At 71.6% G+C, this 21,485-nt stretch carries 16 protein-coding genes; 11 read left to right on the top strand and 5 right to left on the bottom strand.

Annotation, left to right across the window (positions count from 1 at the left end; translation table 11 throughout):
- Nucleotides 1-6 precede the first annotated feature (6 nt).
- On the top strand, nt 7-378 hold the full coding sequence (locus A949_RS0118175) for an MmcQ/YjbR family DNA-binding protein (RefSeq protein WP_037706769.1): 372 nt from the start codon (nt 7-9) through the stop codon (nt 376-378).
- 269 nt (nt 379-647) lie between these two features.
- Entirely contained in the window at nt 648-3,554 is a 2,907-nt protein-coding gene (locus tag A949_RS0118170) for an FAD-binding and (Fe-S)-binding domain-containing protein (protein ID WP_051019545.1), read from the top strand.
- 60 nt (nt 3,555-3,614) lie between these two features.
- Here the strand turns inward: A949_RS0118170 and A949_RS0118165 are convergent, their stop codons facing one another.
- Together A949_RS0118165 and A949_RS0118160 are read right to left on the bottom strand one after the other, a co-directional pair.
- The gene (locus A949_RS0118165; RefSeq protein ID WP_019357449.1) at nt 3,615-4,277 is read right to left on the bottom strand and encodes a dioxygenase family protein; all 663 of its coding nucleotides are present in this window, start codon (nt 4,275-4,277) and stop codon (nt 3,615-3,617) included.
- Between the two features lie 116 nt (nt 4,278-4,393).
- A complete protein-coding gene (locus tag A949_RS0118160) occupies nt 4,394-5,320 on the bottom strand; it encodes an AraC family transcriptional regulator (RefSeq protein WP_019357448.1) in 927 nt (308 codons plus the stop codon).
- 246 nt (nt 5,321-5,566) lie between these two features.
- Here A949_RS0118160 and A949_RS0118155 point away from each other — a divergent pair, with 246 nt between their 5' ends.
- From A949_RS0118155 to A949_RS33800, 7 genes are all read left to right on the top strand, one after another.
- Entirely contained in the window at nt 5,567-6,418 is an 852-nt protein-coding gene (locus A949_RS0118155; protein WP_019357447.1) for a TIGR03084 family metal-binding protein, read from the top strand.
- Nucleotides 6,415-8,223, top strand: a complete 1,809-nt coding sequence (locus A949_RS0118150) for an acyclic terpene utilization AtuA family protein (protein ID WP_019357446.1) — start codon at nt 6,415-6,417, stop codon at nt 8,221-8,223. The genes A949_RS0118155 and A949_RS0118150 overlap by 4 nt, the downstream gene beginning before the upstream one ends.
- The gene (locus A949_RS0118145) at nt 8,220-9,971 is read left to right on the top strand and encodes an acyl-CoA carboxylase subunit beta (protein WP_019357445.1); all 1,752 of its coding nucleotides are present in this window, start codon (nt 8,220-8,222) and stop codon (nt 9,969-9,971) included. Before A949_RS0118150 ends, A949_RS0118145 begins: the two co-directional genes overlap by 4 nt.
- Before the next feature lie 29 nt (nt 9,972-10,000).
- Entirely contained in the window at nt 10,001-11,968 is a 1,968-nt protein-coding gene (locus tag A949_RS0118140; protein WP_019357444.1) for an acetyl/propionyl/methylcrotonyl-CoA carboxylase subunit alpha, read from the top strand.
- A 127-nt stretch (nt 11,969-12,095) separates the two neighbouring features.
- On the top strand, nt 12,096-13,262 hold the full coding sequence (locus tag A949_RS0118135; RefSeq protein ID WP_019357443.1) for an acyl-CoA dehydrogenase family protein: 1,167 nt from the start codon (nt 12,096-12,098) through the stop codon (nt 13,260-13,262).
- Nucleotides 13,262-14,047: an enoyl-CoA hydratase family protein gene (locus A949_RS0118130; RefSeq protein ID WP_019357442.1), complete on the top strand. Its 786-nt coding sequence runs from the start codon at nt 13,262-13,264 to the stop codon at nt 14,045-14,047. The genes A949_RS0118135 and A949_RS0118130 overlap by 1 nt, the downstream gene beginning before the upstream one ends.
- Nucleotides 14,048-14,265: 218 nt before the next feature.
- The gene (locus A949_RS33800) at nt 14,266-14,796 is read left to right on the top strand and encodes a TetR/AcrR family transcriptional regulator (protein ID WP_070032733.1); all 531 of its coding nucleotides are present in this window, start codon (nt 14,266-14,268) and stop codon (nt 14,794-14,796) included.
- Between the two features lie 241 nt (nt 14,797-15,037).
- On the opposite strand, the gene A949_RS0118120 is transcribed toward A949_RS33800, so the two are convergent.
- From A949_RS0118120 to A949_RS0118110, 3 genes are read right to left on the bottom strand one after another with little or no spacing between them, the layout of a single operon-like run.
- Complete coding sequence (locus A949_RS0118120; RefSeq protein WP_019357440.1) at nt 15,038-15,637, bottom strand: hypothetical protein; 600 nt, start codon at nt 15,635-15,637, stop codon at nt 15,038-15,040.
- Nucleotides 15,637-18,066 (bottom strand): hypothetical protein, encoded by a 2,430-nt coding sequence (locus tag A949_RS35630; protein WP_158687599.1) that lies wholly within the window; start codon nt 18,064-18,066, stop codon nt 15,637-15,639. The genes A949_RS0118120 and A949_RS35630 overlap by 1 nt, the downstream gene beginning before the upstream one ends.
- A gap of 42 nt (nt 18,067-18,108) precedes the next feature.
- Entirely contained in the window at nt 18,109-18,501 is a 393-nt protein-coding gene (locus tag A949_RS0118110; protein ID WP_019357438.1) for a hypothetical protein, read from the bottom strand.
- 592 nt (nt 18,502-19,093) lie between these two features.
- On the opposite strand from A949_RS0118110, the gene A949_RS0118105 reads away from it, so the two are divergent.
- Nucleotides 19,094-20,326 carry a hypothetical protein gene (locus A949_RS0118105; RefSeq protein WP_019357437.1) on the top strand — a complete coding sequence of 411 codons (1,233 nt, stop codon included), beginning with the start codon at nt 19,094-19,096 and terminating at the stop codon, nt 20,324-20,326.
- A 167-nt stretch (nt 20,327-20,493) separates the two neighbouring features.
- Nucleotides 20,494-21,485: serine/threonine-protein kinase (locus tag A949_RS0118100; protein ID WP_158687598.1), on the top strand; the 992-nt coding region annotated here is incomplete at its 3' end.

Below are 21,485 nucleotides of genomic sequence, written 5' to 3'. Positions count from 1 at the left end.
GGGTGTATGACAGCAGGTCACAGACCCGGTCCCGACGATGTGCGCCGCCTCGCGCTCGCGCTGCCCGAGAGCAAGGAGGTCGAGGCGTGGTCCATGCCGACCTTCCGGGTGGCGGGGAAGATGTTCCTGACCATGCCCGACGACGAGTCCTCCTTCGCGGTGCGCTGCCCCAAGCTGGAGCGCGGCGAGCTGATCGCGGCCGAGCCGGAGAAGTTCTGGGTGCCGCCGCACGAGGCGGGCTCGAACTGGGTGCGGGCCCGGCTGGCGGCCCTGGAGGACATGGCGGAGCTGCGGGACATCGTCGTCGACTCCTGGCGGCAGGCCGCGCCGCCCCGGTTGCTGGAGACGTTCACCGCACCCGACCCGTACGAGGGATGAGCCGCGACCCGTACGAGGGAAGAGCCCACCGCACCGGGCGGGGGGCGAGTCCCGTACGGCGCGGTACCCACTGTCTCCCGGCCGCTCTTCAATGGCCGGGGTGGACAGCTCCGCAGCCGCCTCTCGGCCAGATCGGCAGGCTGACAAAAACCGGTCTTTCCCCAGGTGGGGCCCGTTTCGGCGAGGAGGCGGCAGCGTGACGCGGACCACAGACACGAAAGATCCCGCAAGGGCAGCGCGGGGCGGGCTCCAACGTGCACGCTGTGCCCATGGGAGACGCACGTAGGGCAGACGCACAGGAGCTGGAGCGGGCGCTGCGCGCCGCGGTGCGCGGTGGTGAGGTGGAGTTCGGCGCCCAGGACAGAGCACTCATGACGATGGACGCCTCCAACTACCGGCGGGTGCCGCTGGGCGTGGTGGCGCCGAAGGACGACGACGACGTGGCGGCCGTGCTGGCCGTCTGCCGCGAGCAGGGCGTGCCCGTGGTGGCGCGCGGCGCGGGCACCTCCATCGCCGGGCAGGCGACCGGACTCGGCGTCGTGCTGGACTTCACCCGGCACCAACGCACCATCGAGCACCTCGATCCGGAGGCCCGCACCGCTGTCGTGCGCCCCGGCGTCATCCTGGACGACCTGCGCGGGGCCGCCGGAGCCCACGGGCTCACCTTCGGACCCGACCCCTCGACGCACGCGCGCTGCACGCTCGGCGGGATGATCGGCAACAACTCGTGCGGCTCCCACTCGGTCGCCTGGGGCACCACCGCCGACAACGTGCACGAGCTGGAGGTCCTCACCTACGGCGGCGAGCGGGCCCGGCTCGCGCGGGGCGGCTCCGGGGTACCCGAGCGGCTGCGCGCCGGAGCGTCCTCCCTGGTCCAGGGCGAACTGGCCCGGCTGCGCACCGGGTTCCCCGAGCTGCCGCGCCGGATCTCCGGCTACGCGCTCGACGAGCTGCTGCCCGAGAAGGGCGAGGACTGGGCGCGCGCCTTCACCGGCAGCGAGGGCACCCTGGGCGTGCTCACCCGGGCCACCGTCAAGCTGGTGCCGACCCCCGGCGCACGGGTGCTGGCGGTGCTCGGCTACGCGGACGAGTCCGCGGCGGCCGAGGCCGCCGCCGGGCTGCTGCCCTACGGTCCGCTGACCGTCGAGGGGATGGCCAACGACCTGGTGGGCGACGCGGCGCGGGCCTCGCTTCCCAGGGGCGGCGCCTGGCTGTTCGTGGAGGTCGGCGGCGACGACGCGGCGCAGGCCAGGGCCAACGCCGAACAGCTGTGCCGTGCGGCGCGCGAGGGCACCACCGACCACACGCTGGTCACCGAACCGGCCGGGCAGCGTGCGCTGTGGCGGGTGCGCGAGGACGCCTCGGGCACCGCGACCCGGATGCCGGACGGGGCGGAGGCGTGGCCCGGCTGGGAGGACTGCGCCGTCCCCCCGGCCCGGCTCGGCGCGTATCTGCGGGACTTCCGCAAGCTGCTGGGCGAGTACGGGCTGCGCGGACTGCCCTACGGGCACTTCGGGGACGGCTGCATCCATGTGCGGATCGACTTCGACCTGCTGGGCGAGGCGGGCATCGCGAAGTTCCGGGACTTCTCCACCGCGCTCGCCGACGTCGTGGTGGCGCACGGCGGCTCGCTCTCCGGCGAGCACGGCGACGGTCTGGCCCGCGCCGAGCTGCTGACTCGGATGTACGGCGAGGAGATGGTCGGGCTCTTCGGCCGGTTCAAGGACCTGTGGGACCCGGCGGCCGGCCTCAACCCGGGTGTGCTCGTCCGGCCGGATCCGCTGGACGCCAACCTGCGGTTCGCGCCGCTGCCGCGCAAGCCCGTCGACGTCGAGTTCGGCTATCCGCACGACGGCGGTGACTTCTCCGCCGCCGTCCGCCGCTGCGTGGGCGTCGCCAAGTGCCGGAACGAGTCGGCCGGGGCGAGCGTGATGTGCCCGTCCTTCCGCGCCACCGGCGAGGAGAAGCACTCCACCCGCGGACGGGCCCGGCTGCTGCACGAGATGCTCGCCGGGGAGGTCGTCACCGACGGCTGGCAGTCCGAGGAGGTGCACGACGCGCTCGACCTGTGCCTGTCGTGCAAGGGCTGCCGCAGCGACTGCCCGGTGGGCGTCGACATGGCCACCTACAAGGCCGAGTTCATGCACCACTACTACGAGGGCGACGCCGCGTCCGGCACTCCGGGCAAGCGCCGGCCGATGGCGCACTACTCGATGGGCTGGCTGCCGCGCTGGCTGCGGCTGGCCGCCGCCACCCGCACCGTGCCGCTGCTGAACGCGGGCGCCAAGGTGCCGCCGCTGGCCGCCCTCGCCAAGCGGCTGGGCGGGCTGGCGCCGGAGCGGGACATCCCGGCGCTGCCCCGCACGCCCTTCACCCACTGGTGGCGCAAGCAGCCCGACCGTGCCGCCGACGGCGGCAAGCCGGTCGTGCTGTGGCCGGACACCTTCACCAACTACCTCTCCCCCGAGGCCGGCTCGGCCGCCGTGCAGGTCTTCCGGGACGCCGGGCTGCGCCCGGTGGTGCCGCCGAAGCAGGTGTGCTGCGGCCTCACCTACGTCTCCACGGGCCAGCTCGACCGGGCCCGCGCGGTGATGCGGCGCACCCTGGACGTCATGGAACCGGCCCTGGACGCGGGCCTGCCGGTGGCCGTCCTGGAGCCGCCGTGCGCGGCGGCGCTGCAGACGGACGTCCCCGAGCTGCTGGGCGACGACCCCCGCGCGAAGCGGCTGGCGGAAGCCGTCCGCACGTTCGCGCAGACCCTGGAGGAGCAGGCACCGGACTGGGAGCCGCCCCGGATCGACCGGCCGGTCGCCGGGCAGACCCACTGCCACCAGCACGCCGTCATCGGCGACGCCGCCGAGCGGCGGCTGCGGGACCGGGCGGGTCTGGCCGGCGACCTCAGCGGCGGCTGCTGCGGCCTGGCCGGCAACTTCGGCTTCGAGAAGGGCCACTACGAGGTGTCCGCGGCCTGTGCCGAGGACCAGCTCCTCCCGGCCCTGCGCGCCGCGGAGCCGGGCACCGAGATCCTCGCCGACGGCTACTCCTGCCGCACCCAGATGGACCAGCTGGGCGGCTTCCGCAGCCGGCACCTGGCGGAGGTGCTGGCCGAGGGCCTGACCGCGGGCCCGGCCGCCGCCGCGGCGGACGCGTCCGCGGAGCGGGCCGCCGGGGAGTGACGTACCGGCGGGTCCGGGGGTGGCTGCCCCGGACCCGCCGGACCGTGCGAGCCCGCGGGCTCAGGCGTTCACCACGAAGTCGAACGAGCCCGCCAGTCCGCCGCCCTCGGTCCGGACGTCCATCAGCAGCCGGGCATCGAAGATCGTGTCCGTGCCGTTGCGCGGCTCACCGGGGAAGTAGAGCTGGGTGGTGAGCACGGGCCGGTAGGGCGCCTGCACCTTGAGGTGCAGATGCCGGGTGCGCCCCGGGTACAGGCCGGGCCGCAGGGTGGTCAGCCGGAAGGCGCCCTGTGCGTCGGTGTACTGGTGGCCCCGGAACCGGTACCCCCTGTTGTCGTAGGCGCCGTTCGGGTCCGCCTGCCACCAGTCGAGCAGCACGTGCGCCAGCGGGGCGCAGTTCCGTCCGAAGACATAGCCGCTGACGACCAGCGGCGTTCCCGGGGTGCCCGGCGGCACGAGCGAGTCCCGCTCGGGGGAGTAGGGCTTGAAGTACGGGCCCTCGGTCTGCGGGGGCGTCGGGTCGTCGCCGTCGTCGCACGAGGGGGTCGGGGTCAGCTGTTCCGCGGTCCCGCGCCGGTCGCGCGCGAGCGCCGGGGTGCCGCCTGCGGCGCCGCCCACGAGTACCGCCGCGGGCCCGGCCGCCATCGCGGCCCGCAGCACGCTCTTGCGGCTCACTCCGCGGCGGCGGCCGGGTGCGGGCTGGTCGTCGTCCGTGTGGGACATGGTCGGTTCCTCGCTCTCCTGGATGGGGGGAAGTGCGGGGGACGGACGCGTCCGGCCGGGTTCGGCCGAGTGGGGACGACGCTACGGGCGGCGTGCGCGGGGGTCGATGGACGGAGCTACCGGAGTGTGGTGTTTTCGTCGCCGTCCGGTCTCCCGTGGCTCTCGCGGCGGAACTCGCCCGGGCTGGCGCCGGTCTCGCGGCGGAAGAAGCGGCAGAAGTAGGCGGGGTCGGCGAAGCCCACCTCGTGCGCCACCTGGCGCACCGTCATGGCCGTTCCGGCCAGCAGCCGCTTGGCCTCCAACACGTGGGCGTGCCGGATGAGCTCTCCGGGCGTCCGCCCGGTGCCCGCACGGACGGCGGTGTTCAGATAGCCCACGGAGACGCCGAGTTCAGCGGCGCAGGCCGCGACCGTGCGGGCCGCGGCGGCCTCCGGGCGCTCCAGCAGCCGGACGAACTGCCCGGCGACGGCCGCGGGCCGGGAGCAGGCGGCTTCGCCGTCCGGTGCGCCTCCGGGGTGCTCCTGGGCCGGTAGGCGGTCGGCCTGGACGAGCAGGATGTGCAGGTACGCCTGGAGGACGGTGCGCATGCCGGGCTGCGCCTGGCCGTACTCGGTGCGCATCCCGGCCAGCAGTTCCGCCGCGCGGGCTGCCGCGGGCGGGGACAGCGGCAGGGAGGGGTGCGCACCGAGCCGGCGCAACAGGGTGCGGTCGCCGGGGTGGGCGAGCAGGAACGCCTCGTCGAACAGGACGACGCAGCCCTGCACCTGTTCGTGCTGCTGCCAGTGGTGCGACTGGCCGGGCGTGATGAAGCACAGGTGCGGTGGACGCAGGGTCCACCGCCGCAGGTCGATGACGTGGGTGCCGCTGCCGCCGGTGACGTAGGCGATCTCGTGGAAGGTGTGCCGGTGCGGGTAGGCGGCGCGGGAGAGCGGGCCGATCGAGTCGAAGGTGCCGATGGCGAAGGGGAGTCGGCGCGGCGCGGGGACGTCCAGGCGGTGCAGCGGCATGGTGCGGTGCGCGCGTCGGGAGCTGTCGGTGGCCACCACGGTCCGCCCTCTCTTCCGGTCTGCCGGATGTCTCGGCGCGGCGTCGCGCCGTGCGGTCGTCTGCCGCGGATGTCCGCCCGAGGGCTACCCGAGGGGATCGGCGGGGCACCCGGAAAAAGTCATGCAAGCACGCTTGCTTGTTTTTGAGCCGGCTGTCAGTCTCGGTGCCACGGACGGCGATCGGGCGCGTCCGCGGGGCGGTGCGACCCCCGGCGACCGCACCGTGGAGGGGAGGGCGGGGCTGTGGCCTCAGCGGCGGACGTGCTCGGCGAGGTGCTGGCGGATCTGCGCGCCGAGAGCGCGGAGGCGGACCGGCTGGTCGCGGACCTGCCCCCGGAACGCTGGACGGCGGCGACACCGGCCGCCGGCTGGACGGTCGCCCACCAGATCGCCCACCTGGCCTGGACGGACGAGCAGGCGCTGCTCGCCGCCACCGACCCGGCGGCCTTCCGCCGCCGGGTGGAGGAGATGGCGGCCCGCCCCGACGCGGCGGCCACCTTCATCGACGACACCGCGGCCGAGGGCGCCCGGCGGCCGCCCGCCGAGATCCTGGCCCGCTGGCGGACCGGACGCACCGCGCTGGCCGAAGCGCTGGCCGCGGTGCCGACCGCGCAGCCGCCCCGGGCGCGGCTGCCCTGGTTCGGGACGTCGATGAGCGCGGCGAGCATGGCGACCGCGCGACTCATGGAGACCTGGGCGCACGGCACCGACGTCGCCGACGCGCTCGGCGCCGCACGTGAGCCGACCGCCCGGCTGCGGCACATCGTCCGTATCGGGGTGCGCGCCCGCGACTTCGGCTACGCCGCGCACGGACTCCGGCCGCCCGCCGAGCCGTTCCGCGTGGAGGTGACCGGACCCGGCGGCCAGGTGTGGGCCCACGGCCCCGAGGACGCGGCGCAGCGGGTGACCGGCAGCGCCCTGGAGTTCTGCCTGCTGGCCACCCAGCGGGTGCACCGCGACGACACCGCTCTGCGGGCCGAGGGCGCCGAGGCGGAACGCTGGCTGGGCATCGCGCAGGCGTTCGCGGGGCCGCCCGGCGCCGGCCGGGCGGCAGGCGGCCGCGCGGTACGGGAGGGACGGGAGGGAGAGGCATGACGGCACCGGAGCCCGCCCCGCGCGAGCCGCTGCGGATCGGGAACGCCTCCGGCTTCTACGGCGACCGCGCCGACGCGCTCACCGAGATGCTGACCGGCGGCCCGCTGGACGTCCTCACCGGCGACTACCTCGCCGAGCTGACCATGCTGATCCTGGGCCGCGCCCGGCTCAAGGACCCCGCGCGCGGCTACGCCAGGACGTTCCTGCGGCAGCTGGAGACGGGACTGGGCCTGGCCCGGGACCGCGGCGTCACCCTCGTCACCAACGCGGGCGGCCTCAACCCGGCGGCCCTCGCCGACGCGGTACGGGAGTTGAGCGAACGCGTCGGCGTGCCCGCGCGGGTCGCCCACGTGGAGGGCGACGACCTGCTCGCCGCACGCGACTGGGGCGAGGGCGTGCTGACGGCCAACGCCTACCTGGGCGGTGCCGGGATCAGCGCCTGCCTGCGGGCCGGTGCCGATGTCGTCGTCACCGGGCGGGTGGCCGACGCCTCGCTGGTCAGCGGCTGCGCCGCGGCGCACTTCGGCTGGGCCGACGACGACTGGGACCGGCTCGCCGGCGCCGTCGTCGCCGGGCACGTGCTGGAGTGCGGGACGCAGGCGACCGGCGGCAACTACGCCTTCTTCGTACGGGACGGGATCGACGTGCGCCACCCCGGATTCCCGCTCGCGGAACTCGCGGAGGACGGCTCCGCGGTGCTCACCAAGCACCCCGGGACCGGCGGCGCGGTCACCGTCGGCACCGTCACGGCGCAACTCCTCTACGAGACCGCGGGGCCGCGCTATCCGGGCCCCGACGTGACCGCCCGCCTGGACTCCGTGCGGCTCGTCCAGGCGGGCACCGACCGGGTGCGGATCGAGGGCGTCCGCGGCGAGCCCCGCCCGGAGAGCCTGAAGGTCGGCCTCACCCGGCTGGGCGGCTACCGCAACGAGGTCACCTTCGTGCTGACCGGGCTCGACGTGCCCGCCAAGGCGGATCTGGTGCGGGAGCAGCTGGAGGCCGCCCTCTCCCGCCCCGGGGTGCGGCGCCCGGCCCAGGTGGACTGGAGCCTCGCCCGCACCGACCGGGCCGACGCCGCGGCCGAGGAGGAGGCCAGCGCGCTGCTGCGGCTGGTGGTGCGGGACCCGGAGGAGAGCGCGGTCGGCCGCGCCGTCTCCGGCCCGGCGATCGAACTGGCGCTCGCGAGCTACCCCGGCTTCCATGTGACGGCCCCGCCCGCGCGCGGGGCACCGTACGGCGTGTTCGAGGCGGCGTACACGGACGCGGGGTCGGTGCCGCACGTGGCGGTGCTGCCGGACGGCACGCGGCTGGACGTCTCCTTCCCCGCCGCCCGGCGGCAGCCGCCCGCATCGCCGGACGACGGGGGGCAGTCCGGGCCGCCGGACGACGCGTCGCAGCCCGCGCCCTCGACCTCGACCTCGACCGAAGATCCCTCGTCCGAAGTGCCTCCGCCCGGCGCCCCGGCCACCCGCCGGGCCCCGCTCGGCCTGGTCGCCGGGGCCCGCAGCGGCGACAAGGGCGGGAGCGCCAACATCGGGGTGTGGGCGTACGGCGCGGACCCGGACCTCTACGCGTGGCTGCGGGAGTCCCTGACCACCGACCGGCTGCGCGTGCTCCTGCCCGAGGTGCGGGAGCTGTCCGTCACCCGGCACGAGTTCCGCAACCTCGCAGCGCTCAACTTCGTGATCGACGGCATCCTCGGCGACGGCGTGGCCGCGCAGCACCGGTTCGACCCGCAGGCCAAGGCGCTCGGCGAATGGCTGCGCGCCCGCCACCTCGACATCCCGGAGGTGTTCCTCCCATGAGCCCAGCGACGAGCCCCGGCCCGGTCGGCACCGCACCCGGCACCGCGTCCGCGCCGGGTCCCGCGTCCGGCCCCGCCCCCGGGCCCCCTTCCGGCACCGGCCCCGGCACCGGCATCGGCACCGGGCCCGCGGGACCGCCCGGCCCGGCGGCCCTCCGCAGCGCCCTGGACACCGCGGCGCCGGAGTACGCCGACAACCGCGCCGCGATGCTCGGCAAACTGGCCGAACTCGACACCGAGCAGGCCGCGGCGCTCGCCGGCGGCGGTGAGAAGTATCTGACCCGGCACCGCGAACGCGGCAAGCTCCCGGCCCGCGAGCGGATCGAACTGCTCCTCGACCCGGACACCCCGTTCCTGGAGCTGTCGCCGCTCGCCGCGTGGGGCAGCGACTACACCACCGGCGCCTCGCTGGTGGCCGGGATCGGCGTCGTCGAGGGCGTCGAGTGCCTGATCACCGCGAACGACCCCACCGTCCGGGGCGGCGCCAGCAACCCGTGGACGATGAAGAAGGCGCTGCGGGCCAACGAGATCGCCTACGCCAACCGGCTGCCCTGCATCAGCCTGGTGGAGAGCGGCGGCGCCGATCTGCCCAGCCAGAAGGAGATCTTCATCCCCGGGGGCGCGCTCTTCCGGGACCTCACCCGGCTCTCGGAGGCGGGCATCCCCACCATCGCCGTGGTGTTCGGCAACTCGACGGCGGGCGGCGCCTACATCCCCGGCATGTCGGACCACGTCATCATGGTCAAGGACCGTGCCAAGGTGTTCCTCGGCGGGCCGCCGCTGGTGAAGATGGCCACCGGCGAGGAGGCCGACGACGAGGAGCTGGGCGGCGCCGACATGCACGCCCGCACCTCCGGGCTGGCCGACCACTACGCGCTCGACGAACCCGACGCGCTGCGCCGCGCCCGCCGCGTCGTCGCCCGGCTCAACTGGCGCAAGGCGCACCCCGACCCGGACCCGGCCACCGTGCGCGAGCCGCTGTACGACCCCGAGGAGCTGCTGGGGGTGGTGCCCGGCGAGCTGAAGGTGCCGTTCGACCCGCGCGAGGTGATCGCCCGGATCGTGGACGGCTCGGAATTCGACGCGTTCAAACCGCTGTACGGGACGAGCCTGGTGACCGGCTGGGCCCGGCTGCACGGCTACCCGGTCGGCATCCTCGCCAACGCGCAGGGCGTGCTCTTCAGCGAGGAGTCGCAGAAGGCCACCCAGTTCATCCAGTTGGCCAACCAGCGCGACATCCCGCTGCTGTTCCTGCACAACACCACCGGCTACATGGTCGGCACGGAGTACGAGCAGGGCGGCATCGTCAAACACGGCTCGATGATGATCAACGCCGTCTCCAACTCGAAGGTGCCGCACCTGTCGGTGCTGCTGGGCGCCAGCTACGGCGCCGGCCACTACGGGATGTGCGGCCGCGCCTACGACCCCCGCTTCCTGTTCGCCTGGCCCAGCGCCAAGTCCGCGGTCATGGGCCCGCAGCAGCTCGCGGGCGTGCTCTCGATCGTGATGCGCGAGTCGGCCGCGGCCAAGGGCAAGGAGTTCGACGAGGAGGCGGACGCCGGACTGCGGGCCATGGTCGAGCAGCAGATCGAGAGCGAGTCGCTGCCGATGTTCCTCTCGGGCCGCCTCTACGACGACGGCGTCATCGACCCGCGCGACACCCGCACCGTCCTCGGCGTCTGCCTGTCCGCCATCCACACCGCGCCGGTGGCCGGGGCCCGCGGCGGCTTCGGCATCTTCCGGATGTGAGCCGCGCACCGTCGCAGAGGGAGCAGCGAATGATCCAGTCCGTCCTCGTCGCCAACCGCGGGGAGATCGCCCGGCGCGTCTTCCGCACCTGCCGCGAACTGGGCATCGCCACCGTCGCCGTGCACTCCGACGCGGACGCCGGGGCCCCGCACGTCCGCGAGGCCGACGCCGCCGTGCCGCTGCCCGGCAGCGCCCCCGGCGACACCTATCTGCGCGGCGACCTCGTGGTGCGGGCCGCCCTCGCCGCGGGCGCCGACGCCGTCCACCCCGGCTACGGCTTCCTCTCCGAGAACGCCGGCTTCGCCCGCGCCGTCCAGGACGCCGGACTGGTGTGGATCGGGCCGCCGCCCGCCGCGATCGAGGCCATGGCCTCCAAGACCGCCGCCAAGAAACTGCTGGCCGGCTCCGGGGTGCCGCTGCCGCCGTCGCTGGAGCCGGACCGGGTGCGGGAGGCCGACCTGCCGGTGCTCGTCAAGGCCGCGGCGGGCGGCGGCGGCCGCGGCATGCGGGTGGTGCGCGACCGTGCCGCACTGGCCGGCGAACTCGCCGCGGCCCGCGCCGAGGCGGCCGCCGCCTTCGGGGACGGCGACGTCTTCGTCGAGCCCTATCTGGAGCGCGGCCGGCACGTCGAGGTGCAGGTGCTCGCCGACGGCCACGGCACCGTCTGGGCGTTGGGCACCCGGGACTGCTCGCTCCAGCGGCGCCACCAGAAGGTCGTGGAGGAGGCACCCGCACCCGGACTGGACGACGCGCTGCGCCGGACCCTGGAGGAGGCGGCCGTCGCCGTCGCCCGCACCGTCGACTACACGGGCGCGGGCACCGTCGAGTTCCTCGTCTCCGACCGCGGCGAGCCCTCCTTCCTGGAGATGAACACCCGCCTCCAGGTCGAGCACCCGGTCACCGAGGCCGTGTTCGGCCTCGACCTGGTCGCCCAGCAGATCCGGATCGCCGAGGGCGCGGCCCTCCCCGCCGAGGGCCCGCCCGCCGCGCACGGCCACGCGGTCGAGGCCCGGCTGTACGCGGAGGACCCGGCCCGCGACTGGGCGCCGCAGACCGGACGGCTGTGGCGGCTGGCGATACCGGGCAGCGCGGCCGGACAGGTACGTGTCGACTCCGGCGTCGAGGACGGCGACCTGATCGGCATCCACTACGACCCGATGCTCGCCAAGGTCGTCGCCTGGGCGCCGACCCGCGAGGCCGCCGTACGGAAACTCGCCCGCGCCCTGGAGCAGGCGGCCGTGCACGGGCCGGTCACCAACCGGGACCTGCTGGTGCGGTCGCTGCGCCACCCCGACTTCGCCGACGTCGCCGCGGGCCGTCTCGACACCGGCTTCTACGCACGCCACCTCGCCGAACTCACCGCGCCCGAACCCGCGGACACGCCAGACGGCGCCGGACACGCGGTACTGGCCGCCGCGCTGGCCGAGGCCGTCCGGGACGCGCCCGGCAGGCCGCGGCTCGCCGCCCGGGTCGGCGGCTGGCGCAATCTGCCCTCGGCCCCGGCGAGCCGCCGCTACCTCGACGGCGACGGCACCGAGCACGAGGTGCGGTACGTGTGGGGCCGCGGCGGCGTCGCACCGGAGCCCGCCGCGCACCCCGGGGTGCGGGCCGTCGCCGTCCGCGCGGACCACGTCGTCCTGGAGACGGACGGGGTGCGGCGCGGATTCGACGTCGCGGTGCACGGCGACCGCGTCTTCGCCGGACGCCACGCCTTCACCGCCCGGCCGCGGCTCGCCGAGCCCGCCGCCGACACCGCGCCCGGCTCGCTGCTCGCGCAACTGCCCGGCACCGTCGTCCGGGTGGCCGAGGGGATCGCCGAGGGCGCCGAGGTCGCCGCCGGCCAGCCGCTGCTGTGGCTGGAGGCGATGAAGATGGAGCACCGCGTGGTGGCCCCCGCCGACGGGACGGTCACCGAACTGCGGGTCGCGGTCGGCCGGCAGGTCGAGGTGGGCGCCGTGCTCGCCGTCGTCACCCCACCAGCAGCCGCCACCCCATGAGCCGCCGCCATCCCGACGAGCCGTCACCATCCCGACCAGCCGACCTCACCCATGACAGGGCTCTGGCCCGCGGCCCGCGTGGCCGGGGCGGAGCCGCAACCGCGCCAGCAACCTCAGGGAGTCGCACATGACCGGTCCGGTCGAAACCGAGGAGCACACCGCACTGCGCGCATCGGTCGCCGCACTCGGCAAGCGCTACGGCCGCGACTACTTCGCGCAGGTCGTCGCGGACGGCAAGCACACCGACGAGCTGTGGGCGGAGGCGGCGAAGCTCGGCTATCTGGGAGTCAACCTCCCCGAGGAGTACGGAGGCGGCGGCAGCGGCATCCAGGAGCTGTCCATCGTGCTGGAGGAACTCGGCGCCGCGGGCTGCCCGCTGCTGATGCTGGTGGTCTCCCCGGCGATCTGCGGCACGGTGATATCCCGCTTCGGCACCCAGGAGCAGCAGCGCACCTGGCTGCCCGGACTGGCCGACGGCACCCGGAAGATGGCCTTCGGCATCACCGAGCCGGACGCCGGCTCCAACTCGCACCGCATCACGACCACGGCCCGCCGCGACCCGGCCACCGGCGACTGGCTGCTGACCGGCCGGAAGGTCTTCATCTCCGGCGTCGACATCGCCGACGCCACCCTGATCGTCGGCCGCACCGAGGACGCCAGGACGGGGAAGCTCAAGCCCTGCCTGTTCGTCGTCCCCCGCGACACCCCCGGCTTCACCTACAACATGATCGACATGGCGGTCGACGCACCGGAGAAGCAGTTCGAACTGGTGCTGGACGACGTGCGCCTCCCGGCCGACGCGCTGGTCGGCGACGAGGACGCCGGGCTGCTCCAGCTCTTCGCCGGACTCAACCCCGAACGCATCATGACGGCCGCCTTCGCCCTGGGCATGGCCCGCTGGTCGATCGAGCGGGCACTGGAGTACGCCCGCACCCGGCAGGTGTGGAAGGAGCCGATCGGCGCCCACCAGGCCATCGCCCACCCGCTGGCCCAGGCGCACATCGAAGTGGAGTGCGCACGGCTGATGATGCAGAAGGCGGCCCGGCTCTACGACGCGGGCGACGACACCGGCGCGGGCGAGGCCGCGAACATGGCCAAATACGCCGCGGGAGAGGCATGTGTGCGGGCCGTGGACCAGGCGGTGCACACCCTCGGCGGCAACGGGCTCACCCGCGAGTACGGGCTCGCCGCGATGATCGCCGCGTCCCGGGTGGCGCGGATCGCCCCGGTCAGCAGGGAGATGATCCTCAACTACGTCTCCCACCAGACCCTCGGCCTGCCGAAGTCCTACTGATGGCCGCGCCCGACAGCACGCTGGGGACCGGCACCGCAGACGGCGTCCGCACCCTCACCCTCGACTCCCCGCACAACCGCAACGCGCTCTCCACCCGCCTGGTGGCCGAACTGTACGCGGAACTGGAGCGCGCCGAGGCCGACCCCGGCGTCCGCGCCGTGCTGCTCGCCCACACCGGCAACACCTTCTGCGCCGGTGCCGACCTGAGCGAGGCGCGCGCACACGACGGCCCGACGGACGCGCCGCTGGAGCTGGCCCGCCTGCTGCGCACCGTGGTGGCCTTCCCCAAGCCCGTCGTCGCCCGGGTCAGCGGCCACGTCCGCGCGGGCGGCACCGGGCTGCTGGCGGCCTGCGACATCTCCGTCGCCGGTCCGGGGGCGACGTTCGCCTTCACGGAGGCCCGGATCGGGGTGGCCCCGGCGGTGATCTCCATGCCGGTGCTGCCGCGCACCGACCCGCGCGCGATGTCCCGCTACTACCTCACCGGCGAACGGTTCGGCCCGGCCGAGGCCGCCCGGATCGGCCTGATCACGCTGGCCGCCGACGACCCGGACGAGGCACTGGCGCCCGTCCTGGACGGACTGCGGCAGGGCTCCCCGCAGGGCCTCGCGGAGTCGAAGCGGCTGGTCACCAGGGAGGTGCTGGCCGCCTTCGACCGGGACACCGGTACGCTCGCCGAACTGTCGGCGCGACTGTTCGCGTCGGACGAGGCCCGCGAGGGCATGACGGCCTTTCTCGAACGACGGGAGCCCGAATGGGCAGTGCGGCAGGCGCCCGTGCGGTGAACACACGGGCCGGGCGCGAACGGACGACGACCGGCGGCGCGGGCGATGCGCGCGGCGCCGCCGGGATCGCGGGCGCCGACGGGAGCGCGGCGCCGGCTGAGCAGGGCCGGACCGGACCTGAGCAGGGCCGGACCGGGGGTGCGGCGCCGGCCCGGCAGGACCGTACCGCCCGGGGCGCGGCGCCCAAGCAGGACCGCAGCCGCGCCACCCGGCAGCGCCTGCTGGAGTCCGCCGTGACCTGCCTGGCCGAACACGGCTGGTCGGGCAGCACGGTCAGCGTCGTCGCCGAGCACGCGGGCGTCTCCCGCGGCGCGGCCCAGCACCACTTCCCCACCCGCGAGGACCTCTTCACCGCCGCCGTCGAATACGTCGCCGAGGAACGCTCCCGCGCCTTGCGGGAGCTGCCCGCCCCGGCCGGCGCGCGTGCCGTCGTCGAGGCGCTGGTCGCCCTCTACACCGGGCCGCTCTTCCGCGCCGCGCTGCACCTGTGGGTCGCCGCCTCCAACGAGCCCCAGCTCGGCCCCCGCGTGACGGACCTGGAAGCCCGGATGGGACGCGAGACCCACCGCATGGCCGTCGACCTGCTCGGCGTGGACGAGCGCCGCCCCGGCGTCCGCGAGACCGTCCAGGGCCTCCTCGACATGGCCCGCGGCCTCGGCCTCGCCAACCTGCTCACCGACGACAGCGCCCGCCGCGAGCGCGTCGTGGCCCAGTGGGCCCGCCTGCTGGAGGACAGCCTGCGGGACTGAGCCTCGGGGCACCTGGTCCGGCGCCCCTGTCCGCGGCCTCGTGTTCGTCATCACCGTTGCGGCCCGAGGCGCCTCGCCCCCCTTCGGCCGGCTCGCCTGCCTCGGTGGCACGACTGGCAGTGCGCCAGACGGCATCATCTGCTCGGTCGTCTGCCAGGGCGTTGAGGGCGTCTCGTGGGCTGACCCGTACCTGTCGCGGGTGGGCGACCGCAGCGCACCTGGGCCGTCACCTCGCCCTCCGCTACTTCTCGCATCCCACCAGTTCCACGGCGCGGTCCGCAGTGCGCTCGGCGAGCCTGAGGAGATCTTTCTCGTGGTCGCTGCCCGATGGGGTCGTAACGGTCAGGCTCAGGCCCTCGTTTGCCCCCATCGCCGCCTTTCGTCCAGGACAGGGCAGGAAGAGCGCTGCTGCGTGCGTGTCGGAGAAGCCGCCGCCGTACCGGTCCACGCGGTGCCGATCGGGAGACCACTCGATTTCGTTGCGCGTGATGTATTTTTCCCAGTCATCTCGGTCCCCTGCTGTTTCTTTCACCAGAAACCTCACCGCTACCTGGTCGTCGGCGCGCACCTCACACCGCAACTTGGCGGATTTCTCATCCACAATCTTCTCAGATGTCACTGCATAGGAGGAGGCATCCGGGACGATGCGGCGCAACTCGGCGATATTGCTTGTCCCCGTGACCGAGGAACAGTCCGCTTCTGCGGATCCGAAGGACTTGCCCGGACTGTCGTTGTCATGGGAGATCAATGCTGCGGAAAGGGTGATCACTGCGATCAGGAGTACAGCTACGGCAACAATCAGCCAGATCACCGGTTGCCTGCGGTCAACACTGAATCCCATTATTTCCCCGACGTCTTCAAGGTCTTCACCTGGTCGCCACTGGTGAGCTCGGTGGCCATCGTCTGCCCCGAGCTCAGCGCCTCATTGAACCCGGCGTTCGAACCGTTACGCACCCATGTATCCCACTGGCCTGGACCGAACTCCTCGCCACCGTAGCTGTTGTAAAGCTTATTGGTTGAGGTGATGTCGTCTGCTTTGGCGTGCGACCAGTAGTCCGAGGTCAATTGAGCCTTTTCTGCCCCCTCGTTGTGGTCGTTGGCCATGTTCCACTCACTCGGCCCGACGAAGAGACCGGAGCCTGTCAAGCCTGAGATGACCGCGCTTGCGACAGGTTTGACCCCGCCCTGTGCCAACAGCACATTGGTGGCTGTGGCACCCGCACCGTAGCCCCATGTCCCTACACGTGCCTGCGCCTTCTCGTATGCGGCGTCGTGCGCGAGCCCCTCTGCCACGACGGCTTCTTGCCGGCCAAGCGTCAACGCGCCTGTGACGTATCCTGACTGCTGGCTGACCCGCTCCACAACATCCTGTGCCCGGTCCTTGACGTCTGTCTCGGATCCTTCGAACCGTTCATACTGCGGAAGTTGTGCCTGTATTTCGGGGTCCAGATTGTGTTTCAGGACTGCGTCACCGTAGAGTTTTTGCCCGGCGAGGACTTCCTGGTAGCCCTCCGGGCTCTGCCCGAGAGATATCAAGAATCTAGCCAAATCCGACTCTCCCTCTCCAGATTTTCCGAACACCGCAGGTTCCCCGGCAATAGGGAAAAGTCGCTCGAGCACGTTATGTCGCCGAGTCTCCGGTAGATCATCCATTTCTGGTTTCGGCGGTTCACCGCTCTCCAGGCCCCGGTATATGTCGGGCATATATTCACGGCTCATCCGCCCCAAGCTGTCGCCCATTTCCAGGTTCCCGGTGAGACGGGATGGCTCGTCCGAGACGGCCTTGACGACTTCCTCCATGATTCGTGCCTGGGCGGAGGTGTGGACCAGCGAGTCGGGTTCCGCTCCTGCGACGTGGCCGGTCGCCCCAGCCTCAAGAGCTTCGGCCATCGCATCGCGCCCTGGCTTCCCGCCTGCAGATCCGGGAAGCGAGCCCCATTCGCGGTCCTTGAAAAGGTAGTCGAAGTGGGACTGTTCCCCCTCGTTGTCTTCTTCCGGATGACCGAAGAAGTCCGTCGAGGCTTCGGGGTTGTGTGACAGGGCCTTCATGAGGCCAGTCATCGGATCCACCCCGGCATCCTCGTCGTTGCCCGGCCCGAAACGCATCTCATCCTGCTGGGCGTAGGAAGGCAGCCGGTCCCACGGCAGCACATCTTCCCGTGTCCGACCGCCTGGCCCAGGGTCTTTCACATCGCTTGTATGCTTTTTCTCGTAGTCGACGAGCGCATCGCCATAGTTGTTGAGAAAATCTCCGTCGTACTTTCCGTGCCGCATCAGGTTACTCATGGCCTGGAACCCATAGATCGGCTTATGGGAAGCTGTCCCTGAGACCGGCTCATCTCCCACCTGAATCGCCTGTTTCTTCCACGCCGCCATGTCGCTGGACTCGGATCGGGAGGCCGTTGCCAACGTCGTTCCCAGTCCGGTCTCGAGTCGACCCAGCAACTTCTTCCGCACTTCCAGCATTTTCTTGTGCTCGCTGAAATTCCTCTGACCGCTCCCCGCTCCGTCGGACTCCCATTTGTCGAGATCCATGGCTTTGGCAAAGAAAGCAAGGGACTTCTTCGGCCCCATCTCGGTGGCGACTCTTTCCGCGAAGACAGGATCCTTCCCGCTACGTTGCAGCCAGTCGTCGAGACGGTTCAACTGGGTGTTGCTGAGTTCGCTGGGGTCCTTTTTGGCTAGCTTGAGTACGGCATCCGCATCTCTGACCGCCTGACGTGTCTTTTCGAAATCGGTGACGCGCGAAGCGAGGAAGTTGTATTTGTCCTTCGCTTCGTGGCGTAGTGATTCTGCAGCGCCCTTATCCGTTATTTTTGCGGCTTTAAGGACCTTATGTATTTCTTCGGCGGCGGCGTCGATCTGCTTCTGGGTGGGCTTGGGATCGGCGTCTTTCCGTGGTTCCACGGTACCGTTCTGCGTGATGTGAACTCCTTTGTCCGCGTTCGCGACCACCTCATTGAGGTCTTCCTTGTGTTTCTTCATCTTGGTGTGCAGCCCGTCCAGAATCGTGTGCACGCTCCGGGCTGTTGCAAGCACGTCATGGAACTCGTCAGCCGTTTTGGTGACGAATTTCTTTGTCACGTCTGCATTTTCCCCCACCCAGTCTGCCTTCTGCGCCCTTCTCGTGAGTCCTGTGCTGCTTGTGCCTTGCGCTTTCCCGTCTTCACCAATCAGTTCGACCAGGTCATCGACCATTTTCTTCCAGTCGGCAACTGCCTTCTTCAGGGTCCCTAGTCGAAGATCGTGAAGCTGGCGAAAGGTGACCATGTCTCCCCTATTGCGATTCCGGTGGATGGGCCCGAACTGCCGTTATTTTATGTAGTCGTATATACGGGAAACCGTCATAGGCTTTCCTGCTGCGTTCTGCATGGTCGTCTCGATGTCCTGCTCGTCCTTTGCGTGTTTCGCCTTGGAGTAGTCCAGGTGATTGGAGATGTGTGCGCACGCCTCCTTTATCGTCCCCAGCTTGGTGTTCCAGGCGTCGTGCAGGGTCGTCAGGGCAGAACCCGATTCCAGTCCGTCATTGAACAACTGGACTGCTGCGTCGAACGTGTTTTGTCGAGCCTGGTCCCCTGTGGTCGACAACTTAGAGTGCAGGGTGTAGGCCATGTTGCCGAGTGCGCCCAACTCGTCGTCGTGAACAACCAGGTCTTTCTGTCTACCGTTAGCACCGTCGGGTGGCAGCGCATGGTCTAGCTGCATCCCTACTCCGCCGCCTTCGACGGCAGTGACTTCCGGAGTGCTCGAACCGTCAGTGTGAGCTTGCATTCTCCCCCTCCTGCAACCGGTTGCGCCGAAGCAATTACAGGCCCCTACCCAGCCAGTTGGGTGACCATAACCTCCGAGTTCTTGGTCACGCCCGTGCGACTGGTCCCACGTCCACCCAGATCCGAACTGAGCTGACAGAGTCCGGCGAATCAGCCCCAATCAGTCCCTCAGCATTCCCGTCACCGGGCGCGGGCCCTCGGAGACACGGTGCGCCTTCCCGACGCATGGGCGTACGTCGACGCCGGCCGACCGTTCCTCTTCCTTCCCCTGGCAGGTCGGTGGGCATGTCGTTCAGCGATGGAGCCAGCGCGTTGCGGGATCGAGTGGTGGACAGATCGGGGCGTTGGCCATGGCTGGGCCATGTCGGTCGGCCGCAGCCTGCTCTCTCCGCAACCCCGGCCGTGAACGTCAGGCCGTGTACTCGCGTTGTCGGAGGGCAGGAGAACCCGGCACCCCGCGAAGGAGGGCCCCGATGCACCGTCTGCCCCCGTCGGATCCGTGTACGCCGCATCCGGGGAGCCCCGGAATGCCGCGCCGCCGCCTGCTGCTCGGCGCGTCCGCCGCAGCGCTGCTGGCGGCCGGATGCAGCGCGGAGGGCGACGGGGACGGCGGACACCAGGGCGGCGGCTCCGCGCAGCGCCCGGCAGCGGCGCCCAGCGGCATCCTGGGCGCCAACTTCAACGAGGACCCCGGGGAGGTCAGCTTCGCCCGGCTGCGGGGCGTCTCCGCGAGCTGGGTGCGGGGCTTCCTGCCGATGCCGCAGGCCGACCGGGGCCCGGTCCGCGAACAGCGCGCGGTGGCCGCCCTGCTGGCCGCGCACGAGCAGCACTACGGCACCGTGCTGTCGCTGAAGTTCCCCTACCGGCAGCGGGCGCTGCCCGCTCCGGGAAGCCGGGCGATGGAGGCCGAGCTGGCCCGGGTGGAGAAGGCGGCCCGCGCGGTGCTGGGAAAGGTCGACATCCTGGTGATCGGCAACGAGCCGTTCCTGGAGAGCCGACGCGCCGACCGCGAAGGCCCGGCCCTCAACACCTTCTACGAGCACGTGGCCGAGCACGTCGTCACCTACCGCAGGAAGCACTTCCCCGACGGCTGCCGCACCCGCCTGTACATGGGCGCCCTCAACCACCTCGACAACCCCGCCGAGCGAACACCGGCCACCCGCCGCTGGCTCGACTTCGTCCACGGCGCTCCGGAGATCGAGGGCGTCGACATCCACCCGCACGTGACCTCCCTCGACGCCGCCCAGCAGTACCTGGACTATGTGGTCCCCCACCTGCGCTCCGACCAGAAGTTCCTCGCGACCGAGTTCTCCCTCGTCCGCCACTGGCGGGCCCACCTGCGGGACCGCATCCCGCCCCGCTTCGCCCGCCGCTACGACATCGCTCCGGACACCCGGGTCTGGCAGCTCCTGAAGACCGCGGTGGACACCCCGTTCCCCCAGGAGAAATGGGACGCCTTCCTGTCCCTCAGCCCCTGGTTCCACAAGAACCGGCACTACGTGCGGGACCAGGTCCAGCGGTTCCGCGACACCGGGAAGCTCGCCGTGGCCACCTACGGAGTCGCCCAGGCGGACGCCATGGTCCGCGACATCGGCCCCGACAAGCAGCCCTGGCTCCTCAACAGCGTGTACGCCACCCGCACCGTCCGCGCCCACGAGGACGGCGCAACCGGCCACACCACGGCCTGGTTCGACGACTTCGCGGCGCTGCAACGCCCCCGCGACCGCCGCCCGGTCCGCACCAGCCGGACGTCGACCTGAGCCTTCGGGTCCGCCCCCGGCACGAGGCGCCGCCGCTGTTCCTGTGGGCAGGGTCAGTTCCGCTTGTAGGACATGCGAAGTACTCGTATACGGCGGTGGCGGTGATCTCTTGGACTCGGCAATGATGCTCTGGCGAGGGCCAGTTCGCGTGACGTGAGGGGAGCTTCGTGCCGGATCCGATGTGGGGCAGTCCGCTGGACGATCGGGACCCGACGACGGTGGGTCCGTATACGGTGCTGCGGGTACTGGGACAGGGCGGAATGGGCCGTGTCTACCTGGCTCGCGGCCTGGGCACGCGGTTGTACGCGGTCAAGGTGATTCGCCCGCATCTTGCGGACGAAGACGGATTCCGGGCGCGTTTCATCCGGGAGGCATCAGCGGCTCGGGTGGTGAGTGCAGCCTTCACCGCGCCAGTGGTCGAGGTGTCTCCGCCGGACGCGGAACTGCTCTGGATGGCCGTCGCATTCGTTGCCGCGCCGCCGCTCGACACTCTCATCGAGCGAGCCGGGATACTGCCGCCGGGAGGCGTGTGGTGGGTCGCGGCCGGCATCGCGGAGGCCCTGTTGTCATTCCACGGTGCAGAGTTGGTACACCGGGACCTGAAACCGGCGAACGTGCTGGTGACCACCGACGGGCCGCGAGTGATCGATTTCGGGATCGTCAAGGCACTGGATGCGGTGAGTACAACATCGACTCACGTGATGGGCACATCGGGGTACATGGCCCCGGAACACATCCGGGGAGCCGCCGGGCCCGCCAGTGACGTGTTCGCTCTGGGTGCGGTGATGGTCTTCGCGGCGACGGGGCACGCACCGTTCGAAGGGCCCAGCGCCGGAGATGTCCTGGCACAGACGCTGTATCGGCCGCCGAATCTGAGCGGCCTGCCCGGCGAGTTGGCTGACATGGTCGGACGGTGTCTGGCCAAAGAGACGGAGGCGCGGCCGAGTCTGAGTCAGATCTTTGAGGAGTTCGGGCACCATCGGGACCGGACGTTCACCCCCCACGCTGCCGCGAGCTGGCTCCCCGCCACGGCACTCGCAGTGATCGAGGACTTCGGGAGCCCGTCATCCATGACCCCGACCGCTCCGTTCCAGCCTCCGGCGACGACGCGCCCCATTGCAGCGGACCTGCAAGAACGTGCTCGTGCAGCACAGGCACT

Source organism: Streptomyces sp. AA1529 (assembly GCF_000280905.1).
Taxonomy (GTDB): domain Bacteria; phylum Actinomycetota; class Actinomycetes; order Streptomycetales; family Streptomycetaceae; genus Streptomyces.
This window is presented reverse-complemented; position numbering and strand designations above follow the sequence as displayed.

What these genes read in the sequence shown, in the direction of transcription:
- A949_RS0118175 (WP_037706769.1), top strand. Translation starts at nt 7, where the DNA reads ATGACAGCAGGTCACAGACCCGGTCCCGACGATGTGCGCCGCCTCGCG.
- A949_RS0118170 (WP_051019545.1), top strand. Translation starts at nt 648, where the DNA reads ATGGGAGACGCACGTAGGGCAGACGCACAGGAGCTGGAGCGGGCGCTG.
- A949_RS0118165 (WP_019357449.1), bottom strand. Translation starts at nt 4,277, where the DNA reads ATGTCCCACACGGACGACGACCAGCCCGCACCCGGCCGCCGCCGCGGA.
- A949_RS0118150 (WP_019357446.1), top strand. Translation starts at nt 6,415, where the DNA reads ATGACGGCACCGGAGCCCGCCCCGCGCGAGCCGCTGCGGATCGGGAAC.
- A949_RS0118145 (WP_019357445.1), top strand. Translation starts at nt 8,220, where the DNA reads ATGAGCCCAGCGACGAGCCCCGGCCCGGTCGGCACCGCACCCGGCACC.
- A949_RS0118140 (WP_019357444.1), top strand. Translation starts at nt 10,001, where the DNA reads ATGATCCAGTCCGTCCTCGTCGCCAACCGCGGGGAGATCGCCCGGCGC.
- A949_RS0118135 (WP_019357443.1), top strand. Translation starts at nt 12,096, where the DNA reads ATGACCGGTCCGGTCGAAACCGAGGAGCACACCGCACTGCGCGCATCG.
- A949_RS0118130 (WP_019357442.1), top strand. Translation starts at nt 13,262, where the DNA reads ATGGCCGCGCCCGACAGCACGCTGGGGACCGGCACCGCAGACGGCGTC.
- A949_RS0118120 (WP_019357440.1), bottom strand. Translation starts at nt 15,637, where the DNA reads ATGGGATTCAGTGTTGACCGCAGGCAACCGGTGATCTGGCTGATTGTT.
- A949_RS35630 (WP_158687599.1), bottom strand. Translation starts at nt 18,066, where the DNA reads ATGGTCACCTTTCGCCAGCTTCACGATCTTCGACTAGGGACCCTGAAG.
- A949_RS0118110 (WP_019357438.1), bottom strand. Translation starts at nt 18,501, where the DNA reads ATGCAGCTAGACCATGCGCTGCCACCCGACGGTGCTAACGGTAGACAG.
- A949_RS0118105 (WP_019357437.1), top strand. Translation starts at nt 19,094, where the DNA reads ATGCCGCGCCGCCGCCTGCTGCTCGGCGCGTCCGCCGCAGCGCTGCTG.